The 23729-nt window shown below is 46.8% G+C and carries 23 protein-coding genes and 2 other annotated features; all 23 genes read right to left on the bottom strand.

Annotated features, from left to right (window positions below; genetic code table 11):
• Nucleotides 1-13: 13 nt before the first annotated feature.
• Nucleotides 14-751, bottom strand: coding sequence for a Spo0B domain-containing protein (locus tag MHI37_RS09025; RefSeq protein WP_076337373.1), 738 nt, complete (start codon nt 749-751; stop codon nt 14-16).
• A gap of 141 nt (nt 752-892) precedes the next feature.
• Entirely contained in the window at nt 893-1204 is a 312-nt protein-coding gene (gene rpmA, locus MHI37_RS09020; RefSeq protein WP_054027240.1) for a 50S ribosomal protein L27, read from the bottom strand.
• Between the two features lie 49 nt (nt 1205-1253).
• On the bottom strand, nt 1254-1592 hold the full coding sequence (locus MHI37_RS09015; RefSeq protein WP_076337372.1) for a ribosomal-processing cysteine protease Prp: 339 nt from the start codon (nt 1590-1592) through the stop codon (nt 1254-1256).
• 11 nt (nt 1593-1603) lie between these two features.
• A complete protein-coding gene (rplU, locus tag MHI37_RS09010; RefSeq protein ID WP_053374798.1) occupies nt 1604-1915 on the bottom strand; it encodes a 50S ribosomal protein L21 in 312 nt (103 codons plus the stop codon).
• 15 nt (nt 1916-1930) lie between these two features.
• Nucleotides 1931-2020, bottom strand: a sequence feature (ribosomal protein L21 leader region).
• 83 nt (nt 2021-2103) lie between these two features.
• Nucleotides 2104-3351, bottom strand: a complete 1248-nt coding sequence (locus MHI37_RS09005; protein WP_076337371.1) for an Rne/Rng family ribonuclease — start codon at nt 3349-3351, stop codon at nt 2104-2106.
• Nucleotides 3352-3388: 37 nt separating this feature from the next.
• On the bottom strand, nt 3389-4270 hold the full coding sequence (locus tag MHI37_RS09000; protein ID WP_076337370.1) for a M50 family metallopeptidase: 882 nt from the start codon (nt 4268-4270) through the stop codon (nt 3389-3391).
• Nucleotides 4263-5063, bottom strand: a complete 801-nt coding sequence (locus MHI37_RS08995; protein WP_076337369.1) for a M23 family metallopeptidase — start codon at nt 5061-5063, stop codon at nt 4263-4265. The genes MHI37_RS09000 and MHI37_RS08995 overlap by 8 nt, the downstream gene beginning before the upstream one ends.
• Nucleotides 5035-5469, bottom strand: a complete 435-nt coding sequence (locus MHI37_RS08990; RefSeq protein WP_076337368.1) for a hypothetical protein — start codon at nt 5467-5469, stop codon at nt 5035-5037. Before MHI37_RS08990 ends, MHI37_RS08995 begins: the two co-directional genes overlap by 29 nt.
• A gap of 452 nt (nt 5470-5921) precedes the next feature.
• The gene (locus tag MHI37_RS08985; RefSeq protein ID WP_076337367.1) at nt 5922-7067 is read right to left on the bottom strand and encodes an FtsW/RodA/SpoVE family cell cycle protein; all 1146 of its coding nucleotides are present in this window, start codon (nt 7065-7067) and stop codon (nt 5922-5924) included.
• Nucleotides 7068-7074: 7 nt separating this feature from the next.
• Nucleotides 7075-7866 carry a septum site-determining protein MinD gene (minD, locus tag MHI37_RS08980; protein ID WP_076337366.1) on the bottom strand — a complete coding sequence of 264 codons (792 nt, stop codon included), beginning with the start codon at nt 7864-7866 and terminating at the stop codon, nt 7075-7077.
• A gap of 3 nt (nt 7867-7869) precedes the next feature.
• Complete coding sequence (locus MHI37_RS08975) at nt 7870-8535, bottom strand: septum site-determining protein MinC (protein ID WP_076337365.1); 666 nt, start codon at nt 8533-8535, stop codon at nt 7870-7872.
• 65 nt (nt 8536-8600) lie between these two features.
• Nucleotides 8601-9125 carry a rod shape-determining protein MreD gene (gene mreD / locus MHI37_RS08970; protein ID WP_076337364.1) on the bottom strand — a complete coding sequence of 175 codons (525 nt, stop codon included), beginning with the start codon at nt 9123-9125 and terminating at the stop codon, nt 8601-8603.
• Nucleotides 9122-9985, bottom strand: coding sequence for a rod shape-determining protein MreC (gene mreC, locus MHI37_RS08965; RefSeq protein WP_179090230.1), 864 nt, complete (start codon nt 9983-9985; stop codon nt 9122-9124). The genes mreD and mreC overlap by 4 nt, the downstream gene beginning before the upstream one ends.
• A 58-nt stretch (nt 9986-10043) precedes the next feature.
• On the bottom strand, nt 10044-11072 hold the full coding sequence (locus MHI37_RS08960) for a rod shape-determining protein (RefSeq protein ID WP_076337362.1): 1029 nt from the start codon (nt 11070-11072) through the stop codon (nt 10044-10046).
• A 39-nt stretch (nt 11073-11111) separates the two neighbouring features.
• Complete coding sequence (gene radC, locus MHI37_RS08955) at nt 11112-11801, bottom strand: DNA repair protein RadC (RefSeq protein ID WP_076337361.1); 690 nt, start codon at nt 11799-11801, stop codon at nt 11112-11114.
• Nucleotides 11802-11891: 90 nt separating this feature from the next.
• Nucleotides 11892-12521 (bottom strand): Maf family protein, encoded by a 630-nt coding sequence (locus tag MHI37_RS08950; protein WP_076337360.1) that lies wholly within the window; start codon nt 12519-12521, stop codon nt 11892-11894.
• A gap of 32 nt (nt 12522-12553) precedes the next feature.
• The gene (locus MHI37_RS08945; RefSeq protein ID WP_076337359.1) at nt 12554-12796 is read right to left on the bottom strand and encodes a DUF4321 domain-containing protein; all 243 of its coding nucleotides are present in this window, start codon (nt 12794-12796) and stop codon (nt 12554-12556) included.
• Nucleotides 12797-12857: 61 nt separating this feature from the next.
• Nucleotides 12858-14264 carry an SPOR domain-containing protein gene (locus MHI37_RS08940; RefSeq protein ID WP_076337358.1) on the bottom strand — a complete coding sequence of 469 codons (1407 nt, stop codon included), beginning with the start codon at nt 14262-14264 and terminating at the stop codon, nt 12858-12860.
• Nucleotides 14265-15442: 1178 nt separating this feature from the next.
• Entirely contained in the window at nt 15443-16837 is a 1395-nt protein-coding gene (gene murC, locus MHI37_RS08935; protein WP_076337357.1) for a UDP-N-acetylmuramate--L-alanine ligase, read from the bottom strand.
• Nucleotides 16838-16844: 7 nt separating this feature from the next.
• The gene (locus tag MHI37_RS08930; protein WP_076337356.1) at nt 16845-18230 is read right to left on the bottom strand and encodes a folylpolyglutamate synthase/dihydrofolate synthase family protein; all 1386 of its coding nucleotides are present in this window, start codon (nt 18228-18230) and stop codon (nt 16845-16847) included.
• Nucleotides 18231-18261: 31 nt separating this feature from the next.
• Complete coding sequence (locus tag MHI37_RS08925; RefSeq protein WP_076337355.1) at nt 18262-20907, bottom strand: valine--tRNA ligase; 2646 nt, start codon at nt 20905-20907, stop codon at nt 18262-18264.
• Between the two features lie 57 nt (nt 20908-20964).
• Nucleotides 20965-21205: a binding site (T-box leader), on the bottom strand.
• Nucleotides 21206-21325: 120 nt separating this feature from the next.
• Complete coding sequence (locus tag MHI37_RS08920; RefSeq protein ID WP_076337354.1) at nt 21326-22609, bottom strand: LysM peptidoglycan-binding domain-containing protein; 1284 nt, start codon at nt 22607-22609, stop codon at nt 21326-21328.
• A gap of 89 nt (nt 22610-22698) precedes the next feature.
• Entirely contained in the window at nt 22699-23700 is a 1002-nt protein-coding gene (locus MHI37_RS08915) for an RluA family pseudouridine synthase (protein ID WP_083676304.1), read from the bottom strand.
• Nucleotides 23701-23729: the final 29 nt, after the last annotated feature.

The following is a 23729-nucleotide window of genomic DNA, read 5'->3' as shown; positions in this document are numbered from 1 at the left end:
GTTGTGCCCCCGTTCATGCGCGCATTTCCGCCCTCAGCAGCACCTTTGCATACGGCTGCTCGAAGTTGATCGGTTGCATTGGCGCGCCTTCCAACTGCTGTTGTATTTTTTGCTTCCATTGCTGTTCATTCATTAGTTCGCCATCATAATAGAATATTGCATTCAGTGCATCCTCATCCAGCGATAGCTCCAGCGTAAGAACAGCAGCATTACCATAGCCAGGCTTCGCCGCAAACCGATATGCGTTAATCGTATGAATGAGCGATTCGGCTATTTGATCGGCATCTGCCGTTAATTCGTTTAATTGAATATCGCCTTTAATCACAACCTGAAGCTCCAGCGAATTCGATATCGTGCGAAATGATTGAATGTAACTAATAAGAGACGGTACACCCAACTTAGAGATACTGCTCTCCACAGCCATCCGCTTACTTATCTTCTCCACATACTCGGCCGCTTTATCCAGCTTCTTAAGCCGAATGTAGCCAAACACCACTTGCAAGTCGTTCATCCAATCATGACGATGATGATTAAGCGTTCGTATTGCAGAGCTTTGCGAAGAATGAATCGTTCGCGTAGTCAGCACCGCATGCTCTTTCCGTTCCGTTCGTATCCAGTATGTCGCAGCAGCTATAAGCCAAACAAGAAAGACAGCAGTTAACCACACTTTAGCAGGCCAAATAAGTACCGCAGCACAGGGCAATATAATAGATGCCGCCACGTAATATTTCGCCGATGTTAAGCGCTCCATCGATTAAACCTACCTTCTTCAAATTTCCTAGCTTATCCAGTATATCACGCTGCCGTTCCACGGTCATTAGTCATTATCCTTGAAACAAAAAAAACCGGCCTAGCGATGCAGGCCGGGACTTATTGCTTATATAAGGCTGTATTAAGCTTCTACTGCTGCAGCTACCGGAGCAAGAACTGCTGGATATACGCTCACTTTTTTGCGATCGCGTCCCCAACGTTCGAACTTCACTACGCCTTCTACTTTTGCATAAAGCGTATCGTCTTTCCCGATGCCTACGTTAGTACCTGGGTGAATTTTTGTTCCGCGTTGGCGAAACAAAATGCTTCCAGCGGATACGGTTTGACCATCAGCACGTTTAGCGCCAAGGCGCTTCGACTGTGAGTCACGTCCGTTTCTAGTGGAACCAACACCTTTCTTCGAAGCGAAAAGCTGAAGATTCAGTTTCAACATAGTTATTCCCTCCTTTTAAAGGATTGTGAAGCCAATTTGCTTCTCATGCCTAAGCATGAAGAAGATCATGAATGACGACATGTTTGCCGTATGATTTTGCGATAGTGTCAAGCATAACCGCCATCGATTCCAGCAGCAGCTGCATCCGAGCATCTGAAGCTTCGTCTGCCAGCGTCGGAATATCCGACGATAGCCAGCCGTTCTTCATCTTGCACGGCAGCTCTTCTCCTGCTAAAGCTTCGATTGCGTTAACGGTACCGACCGAAATGGCTGATACACCCGCACAAACGATATCTTTGCCCGGTTTCGCATATTTAGCATGTCCTTCGACTGCAAAAGATACGATACGTCTGTCAGCGGCTCTCCGTACAAATGTAACAGTTATCATAGAAATCCCGCTTACGCTTGGATTTTCTCGATTGTTACTTTTGTAAACGGTTGACGATGACCTTGCTTACGACGATAGTTCTTTTTGGCTTTGTATTTGTAAACGATGATCTTTTGGCCTTTACCTTGTTTCTCAACTTTACCTGTTACTGTAGCGCCGGATACTACCGGAGTTCCAGTTACAAGACCGTCACCTTTAGAAACCGCCAAAACACGATCAAACGTTACGCTCTCGCCTGCTTCAGAATCCAGTTTTTCGATGTAGATAACATCGCCTTCCTGAACTTTGTATTGCTTTCCGCCTGTTACGATGATTGCGAACATTGTTAGTGCACCTCCTTATTTTCGAAGACTCGCCTAATTCAGGTGGCTCTCAGCTTTCGCCAAAAACGCTTATTTACCCAATCGGAGCGGTACTTGTACATCTCGTTCCTTACGAGGTACGAGACACACACCCAAAGAGTATACCATACTATAAAAGCTATATCAATTCTCTATGCAGAAAAATATATTCAATGCCTATTTTCAGCCTGCTTCGTTTGCGCTCCACAGGCTACACAGCGCTCTGTTAGCTGATGGGCGATGTTTTCACGAGCTTTTTTGCGGGTCATTTCAATTAATCCCAGTTTCGTCCACCCAAGAATCGTACATTTCGTCTGATCGTTTCGCGACTTTTCAATCAGTCGCTGCATCACTTGCTCACGATGCTCGTTTTGCTCCATATCGATAAAATCAATAATAATGATGCCGCCTACGTCTCTTACGCGAAGCAGTCTCGCAATTTCATCCGCAGCTTCCATATTGGTGCGAAACACAGTATCCTCGAGGCCGGAGGAACCCGTAAACTTTCCGGTATTCACATCAATGACCGTCAGCGCTTCCGTCTCTTCCCAGATTAAATGACCGCCGCAGGAAAGTGATATTTTCCGATCAAACGCCTTCGTCACCTGCTCTGTAACACGATAGAAATCAAATAAAGGAACGCCGTCCCTGTGCACATACTGCTTGAGGCGCTCACGCAGCCTCGGCGTCATTTCCTCCAGCAAAGCAGAAACTTCCTCAAATCGTTCAGCATCATCTATCCAAATTTCATCCATGTCCAGCGTCAAGGTGTCACGAACCGCTCTACGCATCAGGCCTGCTTCACGGTGCAGCTCAGACGGTACAGCCGCTTCTATGCTCCGCACTGCTATACTTTGCCATGTCTCCCTTAACTGAGCTACATCACCGTGGAGAGACTCCTCACTCTCTCCGCTTGCTGCCGTCCGCAGTATGATGCCTTCCTCATGCATCCGCAGCCTCTCGCCAATCGAGCGCAAGCGCGTCCGTTCGCCCTCGGTGCTAATTTTTTTGGAAACCCCCACATAATCAGAGATCGGCATATAGACTAGGTACCGTCCTGGAAGTGAGAAGTGGGTAGTTACACGAGCGCCTTTCCCTCCAAGCGGCTCCTTCATCACCTGTACGATCAGCTCTTGACCTGGCTTAACAAGCTCTTGAATGAGCGGTTTCTGCAGCGGCTGTTTCTCTAGATGCGGATCGAGCAGCTCATCAATATACAAAAATGCATTTTTGGCCAAACCAACATCAACGAATGCCGCCTGCATACCAGGCAAAACATTAATTACGCGGCCTTTATAAACATTGCCGACCAAGCTGCTTGCTTTCGTTTTTTCCATAAAAAATTCAACTAGGCGTCCATTCGATAGCACTGCGGTTTGCAGCATCTCACCCTGTACATGCATCAACATTTGCTTCATTCCCGAGCATCACCTGCCAGTACGCTTTTCATCTATTTTAACTGAAAAGTTCAGATACTGCACGATTAGGATTACTGCCTGACAAACAGCCCTCAACAATTTTCTGCTCTGGCAGCATTCTGACCTCCTTACTGCGATCCTCCACCATATAAATCAAATGATATCGTTCTCTTTGAAAGAGTCTCGCAACAGAGAGAATGCTTTGTTTTCCATTAACGATAATTGGATTTGCGATATGCCCCATCGTTAAAGCTTTAATGTTTACCCGATCACGGTACATGAGAAATCGATAAAATAAAAAGGGCACATTCCGATAATAAGTCCAATTGGTCATAAAAAGAAATATACCGACGATCATCAGATTCAGCTGTATGCCATCCTTATAAACAAGCAATGGAAGAAGCGATGAAACGATCATAAGCACGCTAAACAATAAGCTTATTCGAGCTGACCAAATTAGCATTTTGTAATAATTGACGACATAGCTCAATGAAGCCTGGAGCAGCTTTCCGCCATCGAGCGGATGAATAGGCAGCAAGTTAAACAAGCACAGCATCAGATTCGCCTGCCACACATACTCGGCCCAAGCTTGATCCCACAAGCCAAGCTGACCGCAGCCCCAAGCGGCTAGTCCCATCCACACATTTTGCAGGGGGCCCGCAATGGCTACGAGAGCTTCCTCCTTGGCTGGAAGTCCTCCTGACTCCTCTACCTCCACAACCCCGCCAAAGGGCAGCAGCTTCACTTCCCTAATCGTCCAGCCAAAGCTGCGCGCCATGATCACATGACCCATCTCGTGGACCAGCACTAGCAAAAACAACGTAATCAGCTCCGCAAAATAACCAGTCATAACCGATCCGAGCATAATGATTACGAACAGCGGATGAACGGACCAAATAATACCTTTCCATTTAATCAAGCGGTATCACGTCCACCGGGTCGATATACAGGTCATTTTGCTTCACTGCAAAATAAAGCAGGCTCGGCTGTACGCCCTCTGAGCTCATCAGCTTCCCGATAGGGTCCCCCGCTTCTACCCAGTCATTTACACGTACCTCAGTTTCTCCAAGCTTTCCATAAATCGTTACACGCTGATTAGCATGCTGAATAACGATTGTAGAGCCCTTGTCGCTTGGGTCCGTCAATACGAGTACACGGCCTGTCTCAGCAGCGACAACCTGCTCTTCAGAGCCTCCCGCAAGCTCAATGCCATTTAGCAGCTCTGCAAAGGTTCGTACAAGCGATCCTCCTTGCAGCGGAGCAACAATGGGTAGCCTCACCGTTCCATCTGCCCCTACCGCGGCCTCATTCTTATCCTCAAAGATGGGAATAAAGGATGGAGCACCTGCAAATGTCTCCTTGTACCACGCTGCCGCCGCTGCAAAATCAATCTCATCGACAAGTGCCTGCCTCACGAGCGCTTGTCCCTTGCGTGTATATTCCGTATCATATTGAAACATCGTCCATATTCCGCCAAACAATACGAGTGCAATTACGAGCTTCCACATCAGCTCCCTGCGAAATGGATGCTTGCTGCGTTCAAAGCGAGTATCTTTGTTAGGCGTAGAATGAGGAGCTTTCACGAAGCTTCTTTTTTCGCTAATTTCGTTATCCTCGCCCCAGCTCGCCCATGGATTAGGGTTTGTTTTCCATACTACCTCTGGATCAAGCTCTTCTTTGTCCTTATGCTGCTTGCCGTCCTTCATATTCATCTCGGCGCTCCTCCTCCGCTTCCATCGTCGTTACGACAGCTTGTTCCTCATTACATGGATATGTAGAGAGTAAGACAAGTATGCGAACGTATGCGAGGACTACTAGCATAGCTTTATCGAAGCGGAAAGGAGCTGTATAATCCCACAAGCGTAAACGGCTGTCGCCGTCCTTTAAAGGCAGAGCTCGTATGCAAAGGCGAACCCTTCGTTTCTCCAAAACGATCTTCTCGCTTCGCTTAATCTTCATTTTTTTAAAAATAGAGGGAAGTAGATCATTTCGCCATACTTTCTCTATATTTCTCCGGAATGAAACGCACTGACGCCGCCAAAGGACGGCGACAGCCGTTTCACCTCGGTTCAAATGATATCGTTTAAGGAGAAGCAGCCTAGACTGTACTTTGTACACTAGAAACCTCACATGAGAGCTGTTTCAGATGGCTACATTGTAATTTTGCAGGAGAATGAGCTCCAAACCAACCAATATCGCCCTAGAATAAGCATTCTATTGCACAAACTACAGTGTAGGTATCGAGTCAGGCTAGTAACGTCAATTACGTTGTACAAACTGCAGCGTAGCCTCGTCCTATCGCGCTATTCTCTAAACGAACTAACCCGGCTATATCAGTTGAACCAAAGAAATTGACGGTGTCCTTGACTTCTTTTCCCTTAAGATATAAATATAACGCTTGATAACGTTCATACCTGCCTGTTCCAGTTATTTGCGTTCTTATTCGACATGCGGGTCGTTATTTCCTCACCATAGGTTTCTAAAACTTTAGTTCAACTTATCTATTAAAAAAAGCTGCTTCTGAAACGGATAAATTCCGTTTTAGAAGCAGCTTTACAGCCGGCTTGAATTTAATCAGCCAGTTCATATATTTCTTGATGTGCCTTAATGCTGAATACGAGCCCAATGCACATCATATTGAGCAGGAGAGACGTACCTCCATAGCTTATAAATGGCAGTGTAATGCCCGTTATCGGCATAAGTCCAATCATCATGCCAATGTTTTGGAATACCTGGAATACATACATCGACACAATTCCGATGACGATAAACGACGCACGCAAATCATAACATTTGAAAGCGATAATGATCATACGATAAATCAGCAGGAAATACAGGAGCAGCAATATGGCTGAGCCCTGAAAGCCGAATTCCTCTCCGATAACGACGAAAATCGAATCCGAATACGGATAAGGAATAAAACCGCCATTTTTCATATCCCCCTGCAAATACCCATCACCGCTTAAGCCGCCTGAGCCAATTGCAATTTGCGCATTTTCAGATTGATGCCGGTCATCGGACGAGGCCTGCTCCGGATTTATGAACGTATTGATCCGTCCATGCCAGTGCTTCATTCCCTTATCGTCCAAATAATCATATATTTCTTGATTGAAGATGTTAAATAGGGAAACGAACAAAATTAATCCAGCTACTACAATAGCAAGTCCAGTTATGACGTGGGAGTACTTCACATTTCCTATCCACAGCATTCCTAGAACAATAACCAAATAAATGATCGCATTTCCCAAATCAGGCTGAATCATAACTAGCATAAATGGTACAAATGCAAAGGCGGCAATCGGCAGCAGATCATGTGAAAACGTCAATCGATCTCCTTGACGCCGCCCCATAAGATAAGCAATGCCAATAATCAGTATGATCTTGGCAATTTCTGCTGGTTGAATAGAGAAGCTGCCCAGCTTGAACCAGCCTCTTGCACCATTTATGGTAGCCCCGAAAAAGTACACAAGCACCAGCATCGTAATACCAATTCCATATAGGACATGCCAGCTCTTAAGCACAATTCGGTAATCGAACAAGGTGGCTGCGATTGCGATAACGAAGCCTAATATATAAAACTTAAGCTGTTTCATGTCGTTTCCTGCATACAGGGGGAAATTAGCGGTTGCACTATGAATAACGATTATACTGATAACCATGAAGAATACTAAAATGATTAATATTCCCCAGTCCAGTTTTTTTAGTTTGTTAAGCAATTTGCTATCATCCTATTCCAAGAAACTTACGAAAACGCTTGAAAGCTCCCGCCTTCTCATCAAGCAGCATTAACGGAACCATGTCACCGAGGATCCGCCTTGCAATGTTTCGATAGGCGATTGCAGCACGCGAGGTCGGGTTCATAACCGTAGGCTCTCCACTGTTAGCAGCAGAAATTACTTTTTCGTCATCAGGAACGATGCCTACCAGATCAATAGCCAGTACTTGACAAATCTCATCGATATCGAGCATTTCACCGTTTTTCATCATATTGGGACGAATACGGTTAATAATTAGCTTGCTCGGTATTTTTTCTTGCTCGAGTAGCCCGATAACTCGATCGGCATCACGTACAGCCGCATTTTCTGGAGTTGTAACGATGATCGCTCGGTCTGCCCCGGCAATGGCGTTGCGAAAGCCATGCTCGATTCCAGCAGGACAATCAATAATGACGTAGTCATGCTCTTTTTTCAGCTCGTCAATCATTTTTTTCACCTGCTCAGGCTTCACAGAATCCTTATCCTTCGTCTGTGCGGCAGGAAGCATATATAGCTCATCGAAGCGTTTGTCTTTCACTAGCGCTTGATTTAATCGACAACGCCCTTCGGCTACATCTACTAAGTCATATATGATCCGATTTTCAAGTCCCATGACTACATCAAGATTACGTAGGCCAATATCGGTATCAACCATACATACCTTCTTGCCAAGTAATGCTAGCGCGGTTCCCAGATTTGCTGAGGTGGTCGTTTTGCCAACGCCGCCCTTGCCTGAAGTAACTACAATCGCTTCTCCCATGCTCTACACTCCTTTAAACATTATAGGATTATGCCGTATGCGAAATAATTGCGATAGCTTATCAATTTGCATTCGACCTTCACTTAGAAAGGCGAACTCCATTGATGCATCGCTCGTCATCCATTCCTCGGGCGGCCTGCTTATCACGTCTGCAATACGCAGCTGTGTAGGACGCATGAGAGACGTAGCGATTATGACATCCGTGCGTCCGCTTATCCCTGCATGTGCTGTTCCACGCAACGCGCCTAGTACGTAAATATCACCTGTGCACAGCAGTGTGCCGCCTGGATTCAAATCGCCGATTAATAGCAAATCGCCATCATGCTCATAGGTCTGACCAGAGCGTATAATAGACGTGAGCACTTGCAGATTAGGCTGCTGATCCTCCTGTGAATCAACCTTTGGCGGGTCGGATTCTACAGATTGAACCATCAGATTCCCCTGCGTCCGTATGACATTTCGTATCCGATCCTTATCATCATCCGTCACTTGTCTTGCTCCAAGCTTCACCTGCACATGAACAAGTGGACCTGCAAGCAGCTGTTGATGCGTTTTTTCCAGCTTGTATTGAAGCTCATCCAACAATGCCGCAAATTCACATTTATCGTCGAGAAGGAACACGAGACCTTCTTTTACACCCTTTATTATAATATGCTGCCTCTCGGTCACGTTCGTCCCTCCCCAACCTAATCATTTCTGGCTCTACCTAACAAATTCCTGCAAGGACTCAATTTTTATTCCTCGTCCTTCTCCGCATTCGTCTTGGACTGCCCTTCAAAAAGCTTCCTTGCAGGCACATAGCAGGCTAGTGCAAATGCTAGCTGGAGAAATAAACTTGGTAGAATGTGATCGATTAGTGCCCAGGCATAGCTTTCATGCGTAATGCGAAATACGCTGTATATGAAAAAAATAACACTGTCATATAATAGACAAGCAAAGCCAATAACAGAAATAGCCATCATTATAGTTGAACGTCTCCGCTCTAAGAGCACACCCGTAAAATAACCCATTAATCCCATAATGAAAGCATTTGTACCTAGTAAATGACCAAAATAAACAATATCCTGAAGCATACCAAAGCAAATGCCAAGCAGCAATGCAAGATGCCTTCTACTATAAAGTCCAGAAAAAATGACAATGACAAACACAAAATGAGGAATGATCCGATGACCGAAGCCAGCAGGAATAATCCATGACATCACGGTTCCCTCGATAATAAACAGAAGAAACATGAGCAAAAGGATTCGGTTCATGCTCATTGCTCGCCATCCTCCAATTCAGGAACCTGAACGACGAACACCTCAGTCAAATGATCGAAGCTCGCTGCGAGCTTGACCGTTGCCGTATAGGTAAGACCAAAGTCACCCAGCTGCTTATTTTCCACTGTACCGACAACGAGTCCCCTAGGGTAAACATTGCCTAAGCCGGATGTAATGACCGTATCCTGAAAAGCCATTTTATCGTCTTCGGGGATCTTCGTCATCATAACTCTCGATGTTTCCTTATTGTAGTTGCTTAAAATACCAAAGGATTCATTCACGCGCCCCAAAATCGTAACGGCAACCGGACTAAACGTTTGCGAAGACTCGCTTAGCTCTGTAATCGGTGTTACCGCTGCTGTAAAGGGGGTTACTGAGCTTACGATGCCGATTAAGCCATCGACCGTAGTTACGGCCATATTCGGCTTTATTCCGTCTTTGGAGCCTACATTGATACTCATTGTCCGATTATTTGCATCATTGCTGACGGCCACTACCTGTGCAATGATATAGTTATAATCAAACATTTCTTTCTGCTGCTTCGTAAACGCTAGCTCCTCTTTGTATCTTTCATTCTCTTTTTCTACGAAATTGTATTTGATCTTGTCACGAGAGTAAGCAGCCGCTGTAATGCGAAGCTGCTCGTTCTCTTCATAAATCATACGCATATTGCGAATATCCTCAAACAAGCCCGCTATGTAACCAGCGGGCTTGTAAAACCATTGCTGTACGTATGCTGTTGAGTCCTTAAGAAACTTTTCCGGCAAGGACAATTCCTTGCGATCACTGAGCGAGAAGCCGATGACCGCTATAAACAAAATAAACCCGATCATCAGCATAAACACTCGCTTATTTCGCATTAGCTTAAACAGCTCGACCACCTGCCCATTTCATATCCGTTTCCGCACTAGCCCTTGTCTATCTTCTCGAACGAGATGAGTTTCTTGCTTTGAATAAATGAATGTTGTCCAGCGAACGTCCCGTGCCAATCGCTACGCAATCAAGTGGATTTTCCGCAACAATGACAGGCATGCCCGTCTCGCGCTGCAGCAGCTTGTCCAGATTGCGAAGCAACGCGCCGCCTCCCGTAAGTACAATACCGCGATCCATAATATCCGCAGAGAGCTCTGGAGGACATTTCTCTAGGGTAACTTTCACCGCATCAACGATCGCGTTTACGGTATCTGTAAGCGCCTCAGTAATTTCGTCGGATGTTATCGCAAGCGTCTTAGGCAAACCAGATACGAGATCGCGTCCACGAATTTCGATTGTTTCGGCTTTATCCAATGGAAGAGCAGAACCAATTTCCATTTTCAATTGCTCTGACGTTCTCTCGCCGATCATGAGATTGTATTGCCGTTTAATATACTGAATGACAGCATCGTCCATCTCATCGCCAGCTACACGAATCGATCGTGCAGTAACAATCCCACCTAGTGAAATGACCGCAACCTCTGTTGTACCGCCGCCAATATCAACAACCATGCTTCCTGTCGGCTCCCAAACGGGCAAGTCAGCACCGATAGCGGCTGCGAAAGGCTCTTCTATCGTGTAAGCCTCTCGTGCTCCGGCTTGCTTTGTCGCGTCCTCAACAGCACGTTTTTCTACTGCCGTAATTCCTGAAGGTACACAAACCATTACGTTGGGATGACGCGGAAATAAGGAGCGCTGCTTTTGTGCTTGTCGAATAAAATATTTAATCATCGTTGCTGTCGTTTCAAAATCAGCAATAACACCGTCCTTCATAGGACGAACTGCTCGAATGTTGCCAGGTGTTCTGCCAATCATTTTTTTGGCTTGCTCGCCGACTGCTTCGATTGTTTTTGTATCGGTACGAATAGCCACCACCGAAGGCTCCCTTACTACAATTCCTTTTCCTTTGACGAATACGAGTGTGTTTGCAGTGCCTAAGTCAATACCTAAATCTTTCGAAAAACCACCAAACATGTTGTTGCTCCCTTCTAATTGCCACATCACTTTATTATATTACATATAGCCTTTTTCCTTCAAACTAACGAAACGCCCGTCACCGATAACTAGATGGTCCAACACTTCTATTCCGACAAGCTGTCCGGCTTCCACCAAACGCTTCGTTAAAGAAATATCCTCCGGGCTTGGTGCTGGATCGCCACTCGGGTGATTATGGACGCAAATAATGGATGCACTATTACGCTGAATTGCCGCACGAAATACTTCTCGAGGATGTACCAGCGACGCATTTAGCGTCCCGACTGATAAGGTTTCACGAGCAGTAATATGATTTTTGGTATTTAAAAATAAACAGACGAAATGCTCCTTCTTCAAATAACGGAGATCTTCCATTACATAGTCCGCCGCATCCTGCGGTTTGCGAACGATTACCGCGTCGCCTGCCAGGCTGCGCGTAATCCTTCTTCCAAGCTCAATGCCCGCACGCAGCTGCACCGCTTTGGCCGGACCAATTCCTCGAATGGTCGTTAATTCTTCCATACTCATATCCATCAAATTACGCAAGCTTCCGCATTGTTTCAGTATTGTACCTGCCAAATGTACTGCTGATTGCTTCTGCGTGCCTGTGCGCAGCAAAATGGCAAGAAGTTCGGTATGGCTAAGTGCTTCGGCCCCATATTTCATCATGCGCTCTCTCGGACGTTCTTCATGGGGGACATCACGCAAAATCATCGATTGCGGCTCCATGTCCCAACCCGCCTTTTCATTAAATTAGGATGCCATCATATATTGCCTAAATATTGAAAAAAAATCCGGTTCCGAGCAAACAACTTCGTATTAGAATACAGAAATATCGAAAGTACCAAGCATATCTGACAGCAGCGACAACGGTAGACCGACAACATTAAAATAACAGCCATCGATTTGCTCTACTATCGTCGAGCCTAGACCTTGGATTCCATATGAGCCGGCTTTATCATGAGGCTCGCCAGTTGCGACATATCTCGCAATTTGTTCCTCGCTAAGAGATTTCATTTTCACCTTAGTCATCCGATATGCAACCAAGGCTTCCCCATTTGAGGATCGCACGCAGGCTACTCCCGAATAAACCTCATGAGCTCGCCCTTGAAGACACTTAAGCATAGAGATGGCCTCTGCATCATTCGCAGGCTTGCCAAGCACATGACCATCAAGGACTACAATCGTGTCCGCACCAATAATTAGAGACGACTCGTCCCCCTGCTTTTGTTGCAGTAATTTTAAAGCTGCATTCGCCTTGCGCAGGCTGAGCTTCTCCACAACCTGTGCCGGTGACCAGCCTGCTTCAATCGATTCATCCGTGTCCGTAGACAAAATATAAACCGGCAAAGAAAGGTCCAGCATTGCGACCAGTTCCTTCCGGCGCGGTGACGAAGAGGCCAGCACCAGCTGGCTTATCGCTTCGTTGCGTAATGGTTTATCATTCATAAAATAAATGCCGCGCTCCTTCGTGCTTTTCTTTACATTTTACGATACAACCAGATGGCAATAATGGCTCCAATCAAGCTAAATAAGCTGAATTGAAGTTGAAGCGTCATATTAAAGCTGATTACATACAAATCTATGGCAGGAGACCAAGTTGTTTCAATTGGATTTGTCAAAAATGCGATGCCTGAAACTGGAGCCAGCCATCTTGCTACTAATGCGCCGGCTAATAAGCCAATTATGATAAAAATGAGAAGAATCCAGCCGTTTTTCTTCATCTTTCAACGCCTCTCGCCATGAATTGACACCTAAGTTCATTATACGCATGAACCTATTCGTTTACAATGCACTGATGGTCTCAAACCATTCATTTTGTGTTAAGATCGCTTCCATAGTTCCCATTTGAGTCGACCATAAATGTGTGCGAGACGGTTTTTTATCATACTCTATTAATGATTTAGCTGCCGTATTAATCGCTTGACTAACTTTATCCAGATAGGCTTTCCCCTTCTCATCCACTATACCTATTCGCATCGCTGCTGCGTTTTCTGTCCATTTTTGATATTGACCCTGCCATGAAGCAGCAGCTGACTCGCTCAAAGATGACATTGTTGGCTGCTCTAGCTGTGCAAATGTTAGTTCATCCAACATTTGGACGAGTAATGCTGTCTGATCGAAGAAGGCTTGTGCCGCGGATTGGTCTCCACTAAATGGAATTTCCTTCGGCGCCACAAGATTGATTTCTTTAACATAGAGATCTAATTCGGGCAGCAGAGCGCGAATCGTCTGTGCGCTGCTTTTGTCATTTGCGACCCCTGCGTATACACGATAATCAGCAGCACCACTCAAGCCAGCGCCAGCAAGTCCTTTTTGAGCTAACTGTGCCAGTGCAGCATCCCTTCCTTCAGTGTTGCTGAAAACGCCATATTGGAGCATATAGTAGGTCTGATCCAGCCCTTTAATACTTGCCATCGCCGTATTCGAGTCTGGTTTCGCAGCGTTAGCGTCATCCGTTCCTTTTTCTTCACTGCCGTTGCTTGTGTCTACATTTGTATTTCCGTTTACCGCTCCCGAAATCGCATTCATGTTCTCAGGCTGCGTTAATGAATTGTCAGTAGCTCGACTAGGCCATAGGCTCGCGCCTGTAAATAGCGACAGCAGCAAATACCCAAAAAACGCGCCCGTAGCCAGTGCAGCCGCAACTGACAAAAACACATTAAGCCAGGAAGGCGTTCCTTTCTTATGAGTCATTCTTGAATATTGCGCTTTGCTTCTCCTCGTCTCATCGTAAACTGACTCCTCCTGATACATGTGAGGTAATTCTTGCAAATGCTCCTCTTGCAAATCACTTTCTTCTGCTATATTTTGAATTTCATCCTGCTGTGCGGCTGTCTCCAGAAATGCAGGCTTTTCTTTTTCCCGCTTGACTTTGGATGTGATTGACTTCTGAGACCATTTCGATACAGGCTTGGCATCGGTATTTCTAATCAGCTTCTCCAAAGCTCCAATATCCTCTTGAAATGCACTGTTCCAGGGACTGACTTCACTGACTGCATGCTTCTCAGTAGAAGGATACAACGGTATAACGTTCATTTTTGCCGGTTTATTGGCATCACTATTAATTGGGCTGAAAGAGTCTTCTATAGCTGCGGTTGGTTCAGGCAGCTTATTAGTATTCGGAATTTCATCACTAATGGATTGGCCATTACGGTCAAAGCGGTACGTCATTCGATTTTTTTGATTCATTCCATCCACTCCTTGTCCCCTTGTTCTATTAACAATCTATGAGAGTTTTAAGAGATTTAGACCGGGAGGGGAATCCACAAACATGTAGGACATAAAATCAAAAGGTTTCTCCCCCTCTGGCACCATCCTTTGCAAGGGAGGGCCCCAAGGCTCGCAGCCTCCGGACTCTGGCAACTGAACTAACGCAAATGTTATATAGATGCTTGTTAGCTGTATTCGCCCTAGGAGCGCACAGTCACTGCGTGACACGCTCGAAGCCTGCGATATGTATTCAGGGTGTGTCGCAGAAGGAGCAACGCGCTCCGCCCCTCTGAGACGGGCTCGTGACTGGTGGGGATTAGTTAGTTGAGTAACATGGATTGGAGCGCTCGGACTTTCGAAATTCGCGCGTTGGCGGTTCAAAAGCCATGAGTTTGGCTTAAGCACCCTCTTTATTAGCTTCCAATTAGAGGCGGTTTTCGCTCACTCGGGTGCGATAAGACCACATACGTGCTTATGGCAGCAAAGCAGCTTGCTTTCTCCGCCGATAAGCACCTATATGTGCTTATGAGCTGGATTTAGTGGCGGGTTTCGATGATTCAGGCGCGATAAGACCACATACGTGCTTATGGCAGCAAAGCTTCTTGCTTTCTCCGGCAATAAGCACCTATATGTGCTTATGAGCTAGATTTAGTGGCGGGTTTCGATGATTCGGGCGCGATAAGACCACATACGTGCTTATGGCAGCAAAGCTTCTTGCTTTCTCCGCCAATAAGCACCTATATGTGCTTATGAGCTAGATTTAGTGGCGGGTTTCGATGATTCGGGCGCGATAAGACCACATACGTGCTTATGGCAGCAAAGCTTCTTGCTTTCTCGCGAGATAAGCACCTATGTGTGCTTATGAGGTGGATTGAGTGGCGGGTTTCGATCATTCGGGCGCGATAAGAGGGTGCAGTTGAAGAGTATACACGGAGAAAAAATAGAGCAGCTACGAAATGAAGCATCGTCATGATCGGAGGATTTCGAAGGTTTCAGCTTCTATGCTTACTTAAAGTAAGTATAGTTGTGGGGCCGCTTTCGCTTGCCAATAATCTGCTTAAGCAAGCAGCCATGGATAAACAAAGGAAAATGGCGGTACAGGAGTAGACTCCCGCACCGCCATTTTTTAAAAAAACTCTAGTTTTATCCACTAATCTTTAGTGATTTGCTTTCAGTGACTTAGCCAATGAATCTGCTACCTTCCAAATGTCGCCTGCACCCATTGTGATCACAAGATCGCCTGGTGCGATCCGCTCAGTTAAATATACGAGTACCTCTTCTTTGGTTGGCAAATGCACCGTATTGGTATTGCTGTTGCTCTTAATCAGCTCTACCAGCTTGAGTGAGGTAACTCCCTCTATTTGAAGCTCGCCAGCAGGCGAGTAAATATCAGTAATAATTACCTCATCCGCCTCGGGAAAGGCACGGCTAAATTGCTCAAACAGGAAAAACGTACGTGTATAGCGCTGGGGCTGGAATACCGCGATGATACGCTTGCCAGTCGCCTTAGCCGCGCTGATCGTTGCTCTAATCTCCGTTGGATGATGAGCATAATCATCAATCACTAAAATGTCATTGACTTCGCCGAGCACCTGGAAGCGGCGTTTCGCACCTCTAAAGGATTTAATTCCTACTGCGACCTTGTCAAAGGACAAGCCCGATTCCAAACATGTAATAACCGTTGCCATTGCATTATAAACGTTGTGAAGTCCAGGAACTAAAAGCTCAATCTGTCCAAGCTCCGCCCCTTTATGGGTCATAGTAAAAGAAACCTTGCGGTCTCCAAGTACAATGTTCTGGGCTTTAAAGTCAGCTTCACTGTCAATGCCATAGGTAATAAGCTGCTCTTTATTGATTTCACCTTTGTACACCTGCGGTATCAATTCGTTCACCGTCTCGTCATCCGCGCATACAATCGCTTTGCCGCCTTCTTTCACCTGCTGCAAAAATTGAACATAAGCAGCTTTAAGCTTGCCGAAATCGCCGTCATAGTTTTCAAGATGATCCGGCTCGATATTCGTTACGATCGCTATTGTTGGATGATAGTGGAGAAACGAGCCGTCGCTCTCATCTGCCTCAGCCACAACATACTCTCCCTTGCCTGCTTTCGCATTCGTGCCTAAATTAACGATTTCACCACCGATAATATAGGTCGGATCTGCATCACAGGCTTCCATAACAAGTGCGATCATCGAGGAGGTCGTCGTCTTGCCATGTGCACCAGCGACCGCTATTCCTTTTCCAGCATTCATAAGCCTTGCCAGCATTTGCGAACGGTGCAAAACAGGAATGTTGAGCTCCTCTGCTGCTTTTCGCTCAACATTATCCCTCGACAGCGCTGTCGAGTATACAACCAAGTCCGCTCCCTTTACATGCTCTGACTGATGCCCGATATAAATGCTAGCGCCATTTGCTGCAAGCTTCTCAGTTAATTCTTGACGCGCGACATCGGACCCAGTCACCTTATAGCCCATTTCCAGCATAACGCGGGCAATGGCACTCATTCCGTAACCGCCGATTCCGATGAAATGAACGTGTTCTGCCGTATTCAAAGACGGTTCACCAACCTTTTTCAGAATCCGAGTTATACAAAATGCGGGAGCGAACGTCAGCTATTAAATACAGCGTGCCTGTCACGACCCCGAGGTCTGTTTCCCCGGTTAACTGTTGTAGTTTTTGTAATGCAGTTTTCCAATTTTTTTCCACAATCAGCTCAAAATTATACTTATCAGGCTGCTGCTGCTTCATTTCCAATACCAAATCAGCCAATTCGCGGGCTTCTTTTTTCATGCGATAATCAGGCTCGGTCACAATAAGCGTATCCACTATGGGTAGTATATGCTCAAGAACTTGTTGATGATTCTTATTCTCCAGCATACCCATCATTAGATGCAAATGATCATGCTTATACGTATTTTTCAAGGCGTGAGCAAGCGACTCTGCGCCTTCTGGATTATGTGCCCCATCCAGTAAGATACGTGGCTGCTGCGACACCATCTCCAGTCGACCCGGCCATGCCGCTGCTCTTAGCCCTTCCGCCAAAACATCATCCTCAACAACTAGCGCTTTATACTGGCGCAGCACCTCAAGCGTCATAACAGCAACAGCTGCATTCGTACGCTGATGTGCGCCGTTAAGCGTAATCGTTATTGGCTCAATCGTACGGAATAAATTATCGAAGCGGAATACCTGCTCATCTTCTTGAACAGACAGCACCGTTTCATGGAATTGCTCCCCGAGCAAATAAAGCGTACTTTTTTTGTCAGTTGCAGCTTGCTTGATCACTTCAACAGCCTCTGGCTGCTCTACTGCGCTTACGACAGGAATGCCGGCTTTAATTATGCCGGCCTTCTCGCTTGCCACTGCCGCAATCGTATCGCCAAGCCGATCCATATGGTCATGTCCGATATTCGTAATAACCGAAACCACGGGATGTACAATATTCGTTACATCAAGGCGACCGCCAAGACCGGTCTCCCATACGACGTAATCGGGATAAGTAACGGTAGCGAAAAATAGTACGGCAAGCGCTGTAGACACCTCGAACATCGTTGGCGAACCAAGCTCCGTCTCCGCAATCGCTTCAACATGAGGCTTCAGTTCATTGGCAAGCCGAAGCAGCGTTTGCTCTTCAATATCCACACCATTATACTGAAAACGATTCGTGAATTTTGTAATATAAGGCGATGTAAATGTTCCTACATCATAACCCCCATGTAGAAGAACACTCGTTAAATACGCGCAGGTGGACCCTTTGCCATTCGTACCTGCAACATGAATAAACTTCAATCTGCGATGCGGATTGGCAAGCCGCTCCATCAGCTCCTCAATTCTCTCGAGCCCTGGACGAATGCCAAAAGGAATAAGCCCGGTAATCCAAGCTACCGCTTCTTGATAGGTTTGCAGCGGCATGGATGGCCGCTGCTCTATATTTTGATCCGTCATTCTTATCGATCCTTCTTCCGTTTGTACAGATTTATCCCCGCAATTCAGCAATTCGTGCCAGAACCTTTTCACGTTTATCTGCATAATCATTCATTTTGGCGCGTTCCTCATCAATAACCTTGGCTGGTGCCTTCGCAACGAAGCCTTGATTGCCCAGCTTCTTCTCAATCCGCTCCACCTCGGTGTTCAGATGCTGATGCTCTTTCTCAAGACGCACGATTTCCTGCGCTATGTCAATCAAGCCTGCAAGCGGCAAATATAGCTCTGCTCCTGTCAATATAGCAGTCATCGATTTTTCTGGAGCGCTGATATGAAGACCTGTCTCCAGCTTAGATGTTCCGCAGAAGCGCTTGATAAACTCTTCATTGCGCAGCATAATCGCTGCTTCCGCTTCACCGGAGGGCTTAATTTGCATCTCGATTTTTTTGCTCATCGGCACGTTTACTTCCGCACGAATATTGCGCACTGCGCGGATCATCTCCATGAGGAGCTCCATTTCTTTCACAGCATCAGGAGCTTCAAGCGCAGCATCGTATACCGGCCATTCCGCTAATGTGATCGTATCGCCAACATGCGGCAAATGCTGCCAAATTTCTTCACTGATATAAGGCATGAACGGGTGGATCAGCCGCTGTGTACGATCCAATACGTAAGCAAGCACCGACTGCGTCGCCTTCTTCGCAGCTTCATCCTCTGTATTGTACAGACTGAGCTTCGCGAATTCGATGTACCAATCACACAGATCATCCCAAATGAAATTATACAATGATCGTCCAGTCTCACCAAACTCGTAGCTGTCGATCTGACGAGTGACTTCACGAACCGTTTCATTCAAACGATGCAAAATCCAGCGGTCTGCGGTGCTGAGGTTAACGGTAATGTCAATATCCTCAGCTTTCACGCCTTCTAAATTCATTAGCGCAAAGCGCGACGCATTCCAAATTTTGTTCGCAAAGTTGCGAGCTTGCTCAACCTTCTCCCAGCGGAAACGCAAATCCTGACCTGGCGTACTGCTTGTCGAAATCATATAACGCATCGCATCTGCGCCGTACTTCTCAATTACTTCAAGAGGATCGACGCCGTTGCCCTTCGATTTTGACATTTTTTGTCCTTCGGAATCACGTACAAGTCCGTGAATCAGTACATCCTTGAACGGCGGCTGCTCCGTGAACTCAAGTGCGGTAAAGATCATCCGAGCAACCCAGAAGTAAATAATATCGTAGCCCGTTACGAGCACATCTGTTGGATAAAAGCGTTTCAAGTCCTCGGTTTCATCCGGCCAGCCAAGTGTCGAGAACGGCCATAGGGCGGAGCTGAACCATGTATCTAGAACATCATTATCTTGACTAAGGTGATCGCCTGCCATATCCTCGCGGGAGACATGCATCTCTCCTGTCGCCTCGTCATACCACGCAGGAATGCGGTGTCCCCACCATAGCTGCCTGGAAATACACCAATCGCGAACATTTTCAATCCAGTGCATATATATTTTCTCGAACCGTTCCGGTACGAAGTTAACGCCCTTGCCTGCCTTCTGGGCTGCGATTGCCGCTTCTGCAAGAGGTTTCATTGCAACGAACCATTGCGTTGACAAATAGGGCTCAACGACAGCGCCGCTGCGCTCGCTATGGCCAACCTGATGCACATGATCCTCGATTTCAACACAAACGCCCTGCTCCTGCAGATCCAAAACGAGCTGCTTCCGGCAGTCGAAGCGGTCCAAGCCTTGATACGGGCCTGCCTCTGCGTTCATCGTGCCGGTCTCATCCATGACAATAATTTGCGGCAGACTGTGACGCTCGCCAACCTCAAAGTCATTCGGATCATGCGCCGGTGTAATTTTTACAGCGCCCGAGCCAAATTCCTTATCGACATATTCATCGGCAATAATCGGAATTTCACGTCCAATAATCGGAAGCACGATAAATTTTCCAATTAAATGCTTATAACGATCGTCTTCTGGATGAACAGCTACAGCAGAATCGCCTAGCATCGTTTCGGGACGAGTTGTGGCTACCGTAATAGAGCCTGAGCCATCTTTAAGCGGATATTTCAGATGATACAAATGGCCGTTAACCTCTTTGTGCTCCACCTCAATATCCGACAGGGCTGTGCGTGCTGCTGGATCCCAGTTAATAATTTTTTTGCCGCGATAAATAAGCCCCTTCTCATAGAGACGAACGAATACTTCGCGAACAGCCTTGGACAGACCTTCATCGAGCGTAAAGCGCTCTCTCGAATAATCTAGGGAAAGGCCCATCTTCGCCCATTGTCCGCGAATGGTATCCGCGTATTCCTCTTTCCACTCCCATACCTTTTCAAGAAAAGCTTCACGTCCTAAATCATAACGAGAAATGCCTTGCTCACGGAGCTTCTGTTCAACTCTTGTCTGAGTTGCAATACCCGCATGGTCTGTTCCGGGCAGCCAGAGCGCATCAAAGCCCTGCATCCGCTTCGTCCGAATCAATATATCCTGTAAGGTAAAATCTAACGCATGCCCGATATGCAGCATTCCGGTCACGTTAGGTGGCGGAATAACAATCGTATACGTCTCCGCTTCAGGGCGTTTGCCCGCTTCAAAAAATTTACCCTGCATCCAGTAATCGTACCATTTCTGCTCGGCTGCCTTCGGATCATAGGTTGTTGGCATTGCAGTTGTCGTTTGATTTTCTGACATTCGTTCCATCCTCCATAAATCGATCTACAAAAACAAAAAAAACCTATCGCCCTTATCATAAAGGACGAAAGGTTTAGCTTCCGTGGTACCACCTTTGTTTCACGCGAAAAAGCTTCGCATGACACTCAAACAGATAACGGCTGTGGCCGGCCTGACTTCGGTAGAGCACTGGTTGCTCCTACTTGGCTCAGGCAACTCTGGGGCGACTCGTAGCAGTCACTTCCTGCGGAACCTCTCAGCGTAACGGTTCCACTCTCTGAAGGCTTTGCTGCATACTATTCCCCTTCAACGTCGTTATAACGCATATATAGCTTTAATCATACCTTTGTTACTGGTCTGAGTCAACTAAACCAGCACAACAAATGCCCCTATCACTCAAATTTATGAGCAACAAGGGCATTTTCATTAAGGATGATTACTATGGGATATATAAAAGCTGTCCTTCCGATACACCAGAATCATCCAAACGGTTATAAATGAGTATCTCTCTTGGATTCAAGCTGTAACGCGAGGCGATAACATCAAGAGTCTCTTCGCGCTGCACGATGCACACTCGAATTTTCCGAAATTCCGAATCCTCGGAGCGTTTGCCTAAAAATAAATTTTTCCATTCGATTTCATCACTCGGCAGCTGCACCTTAGCTTCCTCATCAGCTCGCTGCTTAGCGACGACCTCTTCAGCTGCCTGACGGGCAGCTTGCTCCCGCCTGCTCGTCTGAAGAAGGGTAAGAATACCGACATCCGCCGCCTGTTCTGAGCTTTCCTGTGGCTGCTTGCCTGATAATGCCACACGAATTTCCTGCTGCTCAGGTTCTGCCTTCTGCGTCAGCACCGACTCTGCCAATGGATCAAATGACGCTGTGTTTGTTTCCAGCTTAGAGCGTTCCTGCTCGTTAGCTTGCTCGAAATCCGTGACTGCATCATCATTCGGTAAAAATTCAGGTTCTGCGCCCGCCACTTCTGAGGAAGTTACCAGCCAGCCATCGTCACTCGTCTGCTGAGAGGCTAACGTAATTTCCCGCTCCTCCTGAAACTCTGGAGCCTCCTCCTCAGCTTGCTCTATTGGCGAAGAGAACAGCTGTGAGGACGACCAGCCTGAATCGGAACCAGCAGATGATATGGTTACCGAAGCCTCTGACTCTTCCGACAATTCCGGCTGCTGCGCATAAGAGATTTCCTCTTGCGCAGCAAAATCATTCACCTCCGGTATGTAGGGCTGCTCAAAATTAGCATACTGGCCGGTGAACGTCTCCGAAATTCTTTCCTCGTAAACTTCCCGTTGATGCACAACAGTAAATGGCTCTTCCCTCCAGATTTCCTCCTGCTCCTGAACAGGCTGAGCAGAAATGCCTCTCAAGGAAAGAACACCTGTAATGTTCAATGTGCGGGAAGACAACAAGTCTACATCAAAATTGTCGATGTCAATCGAAATATCGTCCAGACGTGAAATACGATTCATCGGCAGCGTGATCTCGACTGGAATCCAGTGCTCAAGCGTCAATGAATTTTCGGAATCATTTTGACTCCTATATATTCCGCTTAGCAGCAGCTGCCCTCTAAGCACGGCATGATCTCCCTGATCGATGACCTGGATACGAGGAACAAGCTCAATTTCCTCCAGCTCTTCAATTGCCGCAACATCATCGGGCAAATGGACACGTTCATATACGTCAAAGCGTAAACCATTCGTTTGATCTGACACGCCTAAGTCCTCCCCTCTCATACTGAATGCTTGGTCTAACATTACATTCACTACTTATCTATATGGTAGGTTTGGCAAGTGCATGACTATCATTTTGCTCCGAATTGTATGTTTTCTGAAAGCTGCATCAGCCACCTCGGCCAAGGCGAGCGAACTTCGGTTCCCTCATCCGTCCATGGATGAGGGAATAACAGCCGCTCGCCATGCAGTGCTTGATGCTTAAGCAAGCGAGAATCGCCGCCATACAAGCTGTCTCCAAGCAGAGGATGTCCCATATGGCTCAAATGAACTCTAATTTGATGGGTTCGTCCGGTCTCCAGCTTTACACGCATTAAGGACAGCTGTCCATTTGATGCAATGACCTCGTAATGACTGACAGCATGCTCGCCACTATTCGTAACTCTCCGTCTTGCCGAATGGTGGCGATCCTTACCGATCGCAGCTCTTATCGTTCCCGAAGGCTCGGAGAGCTGTCCATGGACAACCGCCACATATTGTCTATCGATCACTTTCGCTCTCATGGCTTCATCGAGCTTCCACTGCGCCAAATCATTTTTGGCATACAACACTGGACCTGACGTTTCATCATCGAGTCTATGAATATGACGAACAATCAGCGGGTCGCCCTTGCTTAGCAAATGTCTAGCTGCTGCCTCATCCAGGGTCCCTCTTTGTGCGGGTGACGATCCGTGCACAGCCATCCCTGCAGGCTTATCGAGCACGATACAAAAATCATCCTCATACAGCACTGCAGGCGCTTCACTGTTCGCTAGCAGCAGCGCATTGCGATATACGGCATCGCTGTTCGGCTCAATGCGAGGGAATGCTAGCAGCTGAAGCTGATCACCGCTCCATTTAATGCCGCCTACTGAAAACAAACGATTGATCCATTTTACCGGAAATAAGGAACGGGCCAGCAGCCACTGCCGCACGAGGTGCGGATGACTGCCAGCCCGCGGCTGCGCATGCTCCGGCATCGCTGCCGGCTCCTTCTCCGAATGGGGATCAATGGCGTTTGAGGCAGCAGCGCCTAGAGCCAACCAATCCAGCTCCAGCCACTGTCCATTCCTCTTTGCTTGCCCCTTGACCATCTAAGGTTCCTCCCAATCCTAAACGCTGC

Source organism: Paenibacillus sp. FSL H8-0548 (assembly GCF_038630985.1).
Taxonomy (GTDB): domain Bacteria; phylum Bacillota; class Bacilli; order Paenibacillales; family Paenibacillaceae; genus Pristimantibacillus.
Note: the sequence above shows the minus strand (reverse complement) of the source record. Positions and strands in the feature narration are given on the sequence as shown.

Coding starts and splice junctions, on each gene's coding strand:
- MHI37_RS09025 (WP_076337373.1), bottom strand. CDS start 751: ATGGAGCGCTTAACATCGGCGAAATATTACGTGGCGGCATCTATTATA.
- rpmA (WP_054027240.1), bottom strand. CDS start 1,204: ATGTTGAAACTGAATCTTCAGCTTTTCGCTTCGAAGAAAGGTGTTGGT.
- MHI37_RS09015 (WP_076337372.1), bottom strand. CDS start 1,592: ATGATAACTGTTACATTTGTACGGAGAGCCGCTGACAGACGTATCGTA.
- rplU (WP_053374798.1), bottom strand. CDS start 1,915: ATGTTCGCAATCATCGTAACAGGCGGAAAGCAATACAAAGTTCAGGAA.
- MHI37_RS09005 (WP_076337371.1), bottom strand. CDS start 3,351: ATGAAGCAAATGTTGATGCATGTACAGGGTGAGATGCTGCAAACCGCA.
- MHI37_RS08995 (WP_076337369.1), bottom strand. CDS start 5,063: ATGAATATGAAGGACGGCAAGCAGCATAAGGACAAAGAAGAGCTTGAT.
- minD (WP_076337366.1), bottom strand. CDS start 7,866: ATGGGAGAAGCGATTGTAGTTACTTCAGGCAAGGGCGGCGTTGGCAAA.
- mreD (WP_076337364.1), bottom strand. CDS start 9,125: ATGAGCATGAACCGAATCCTTTTGCTCATGTTTCTTCTGTTTATTATC.
- mreC (WP_179090230.1), bottom strand. CDS start 9,985: ATGCGAAATAAGCGAGTGTTTATGCTGATGATCGGGTTTATTTTGTTT.
- MHI37_RS08960 (WP_076337362.1), bottom strand. CDS start 11,072: ATGTTTGGTGGTTTTTCGAAAGATTTAGGTATTGACTTAGGCACTGCA.
- radC (WP_076337361.1), bottom strand. CDS start 11,801: ATGGAGCCGCAATCGATGATTTTGCGTGATGTCCCCCATGAAGAACGT.
- MHI37_RS08950 (WP_076337360.1), bottom strand. CDS start 12,521: ATGAATGATAAACCATTACGCAACGAAGCGATAAGCCAGCTGGTGCTG.
- MHI37_RS08945 (WP_076337359.1), bottom strand. CDS start 12,796: ATGAAGAAAAACGGCTGGATTCTTCTCATTTTTATCATAATTGGCTTA.
- MHI37_RS08940 (WP_076337358.1), bottom strand. CDS start 14,264: ATGAATCAAAAAAATCGAATGACGTACCGCTTTGACCGTAATGGCCAA.
- MHI37_RS08930 (WP_076337356.1), bottom strand. CDS start 18,230: ATGACGGATCAAAATATAGAGCAGCGGCCATCCATGCCGCTGCAAACC.
- MHI37_RS08925 (WP_076337355.1), bottom strand. CDS start 20,907: ATGTCAGAAAATCAAACGACAACTGCAATGCCAACAACCTATGATCCG.
- MHI37_RS08915 (WP_083676304.1), bottom strand. CDS start 23,700: ATGGTCAAGGGGCAAGCAAAGAGGAATGGACAGTGGCTGGAGCTGGAT.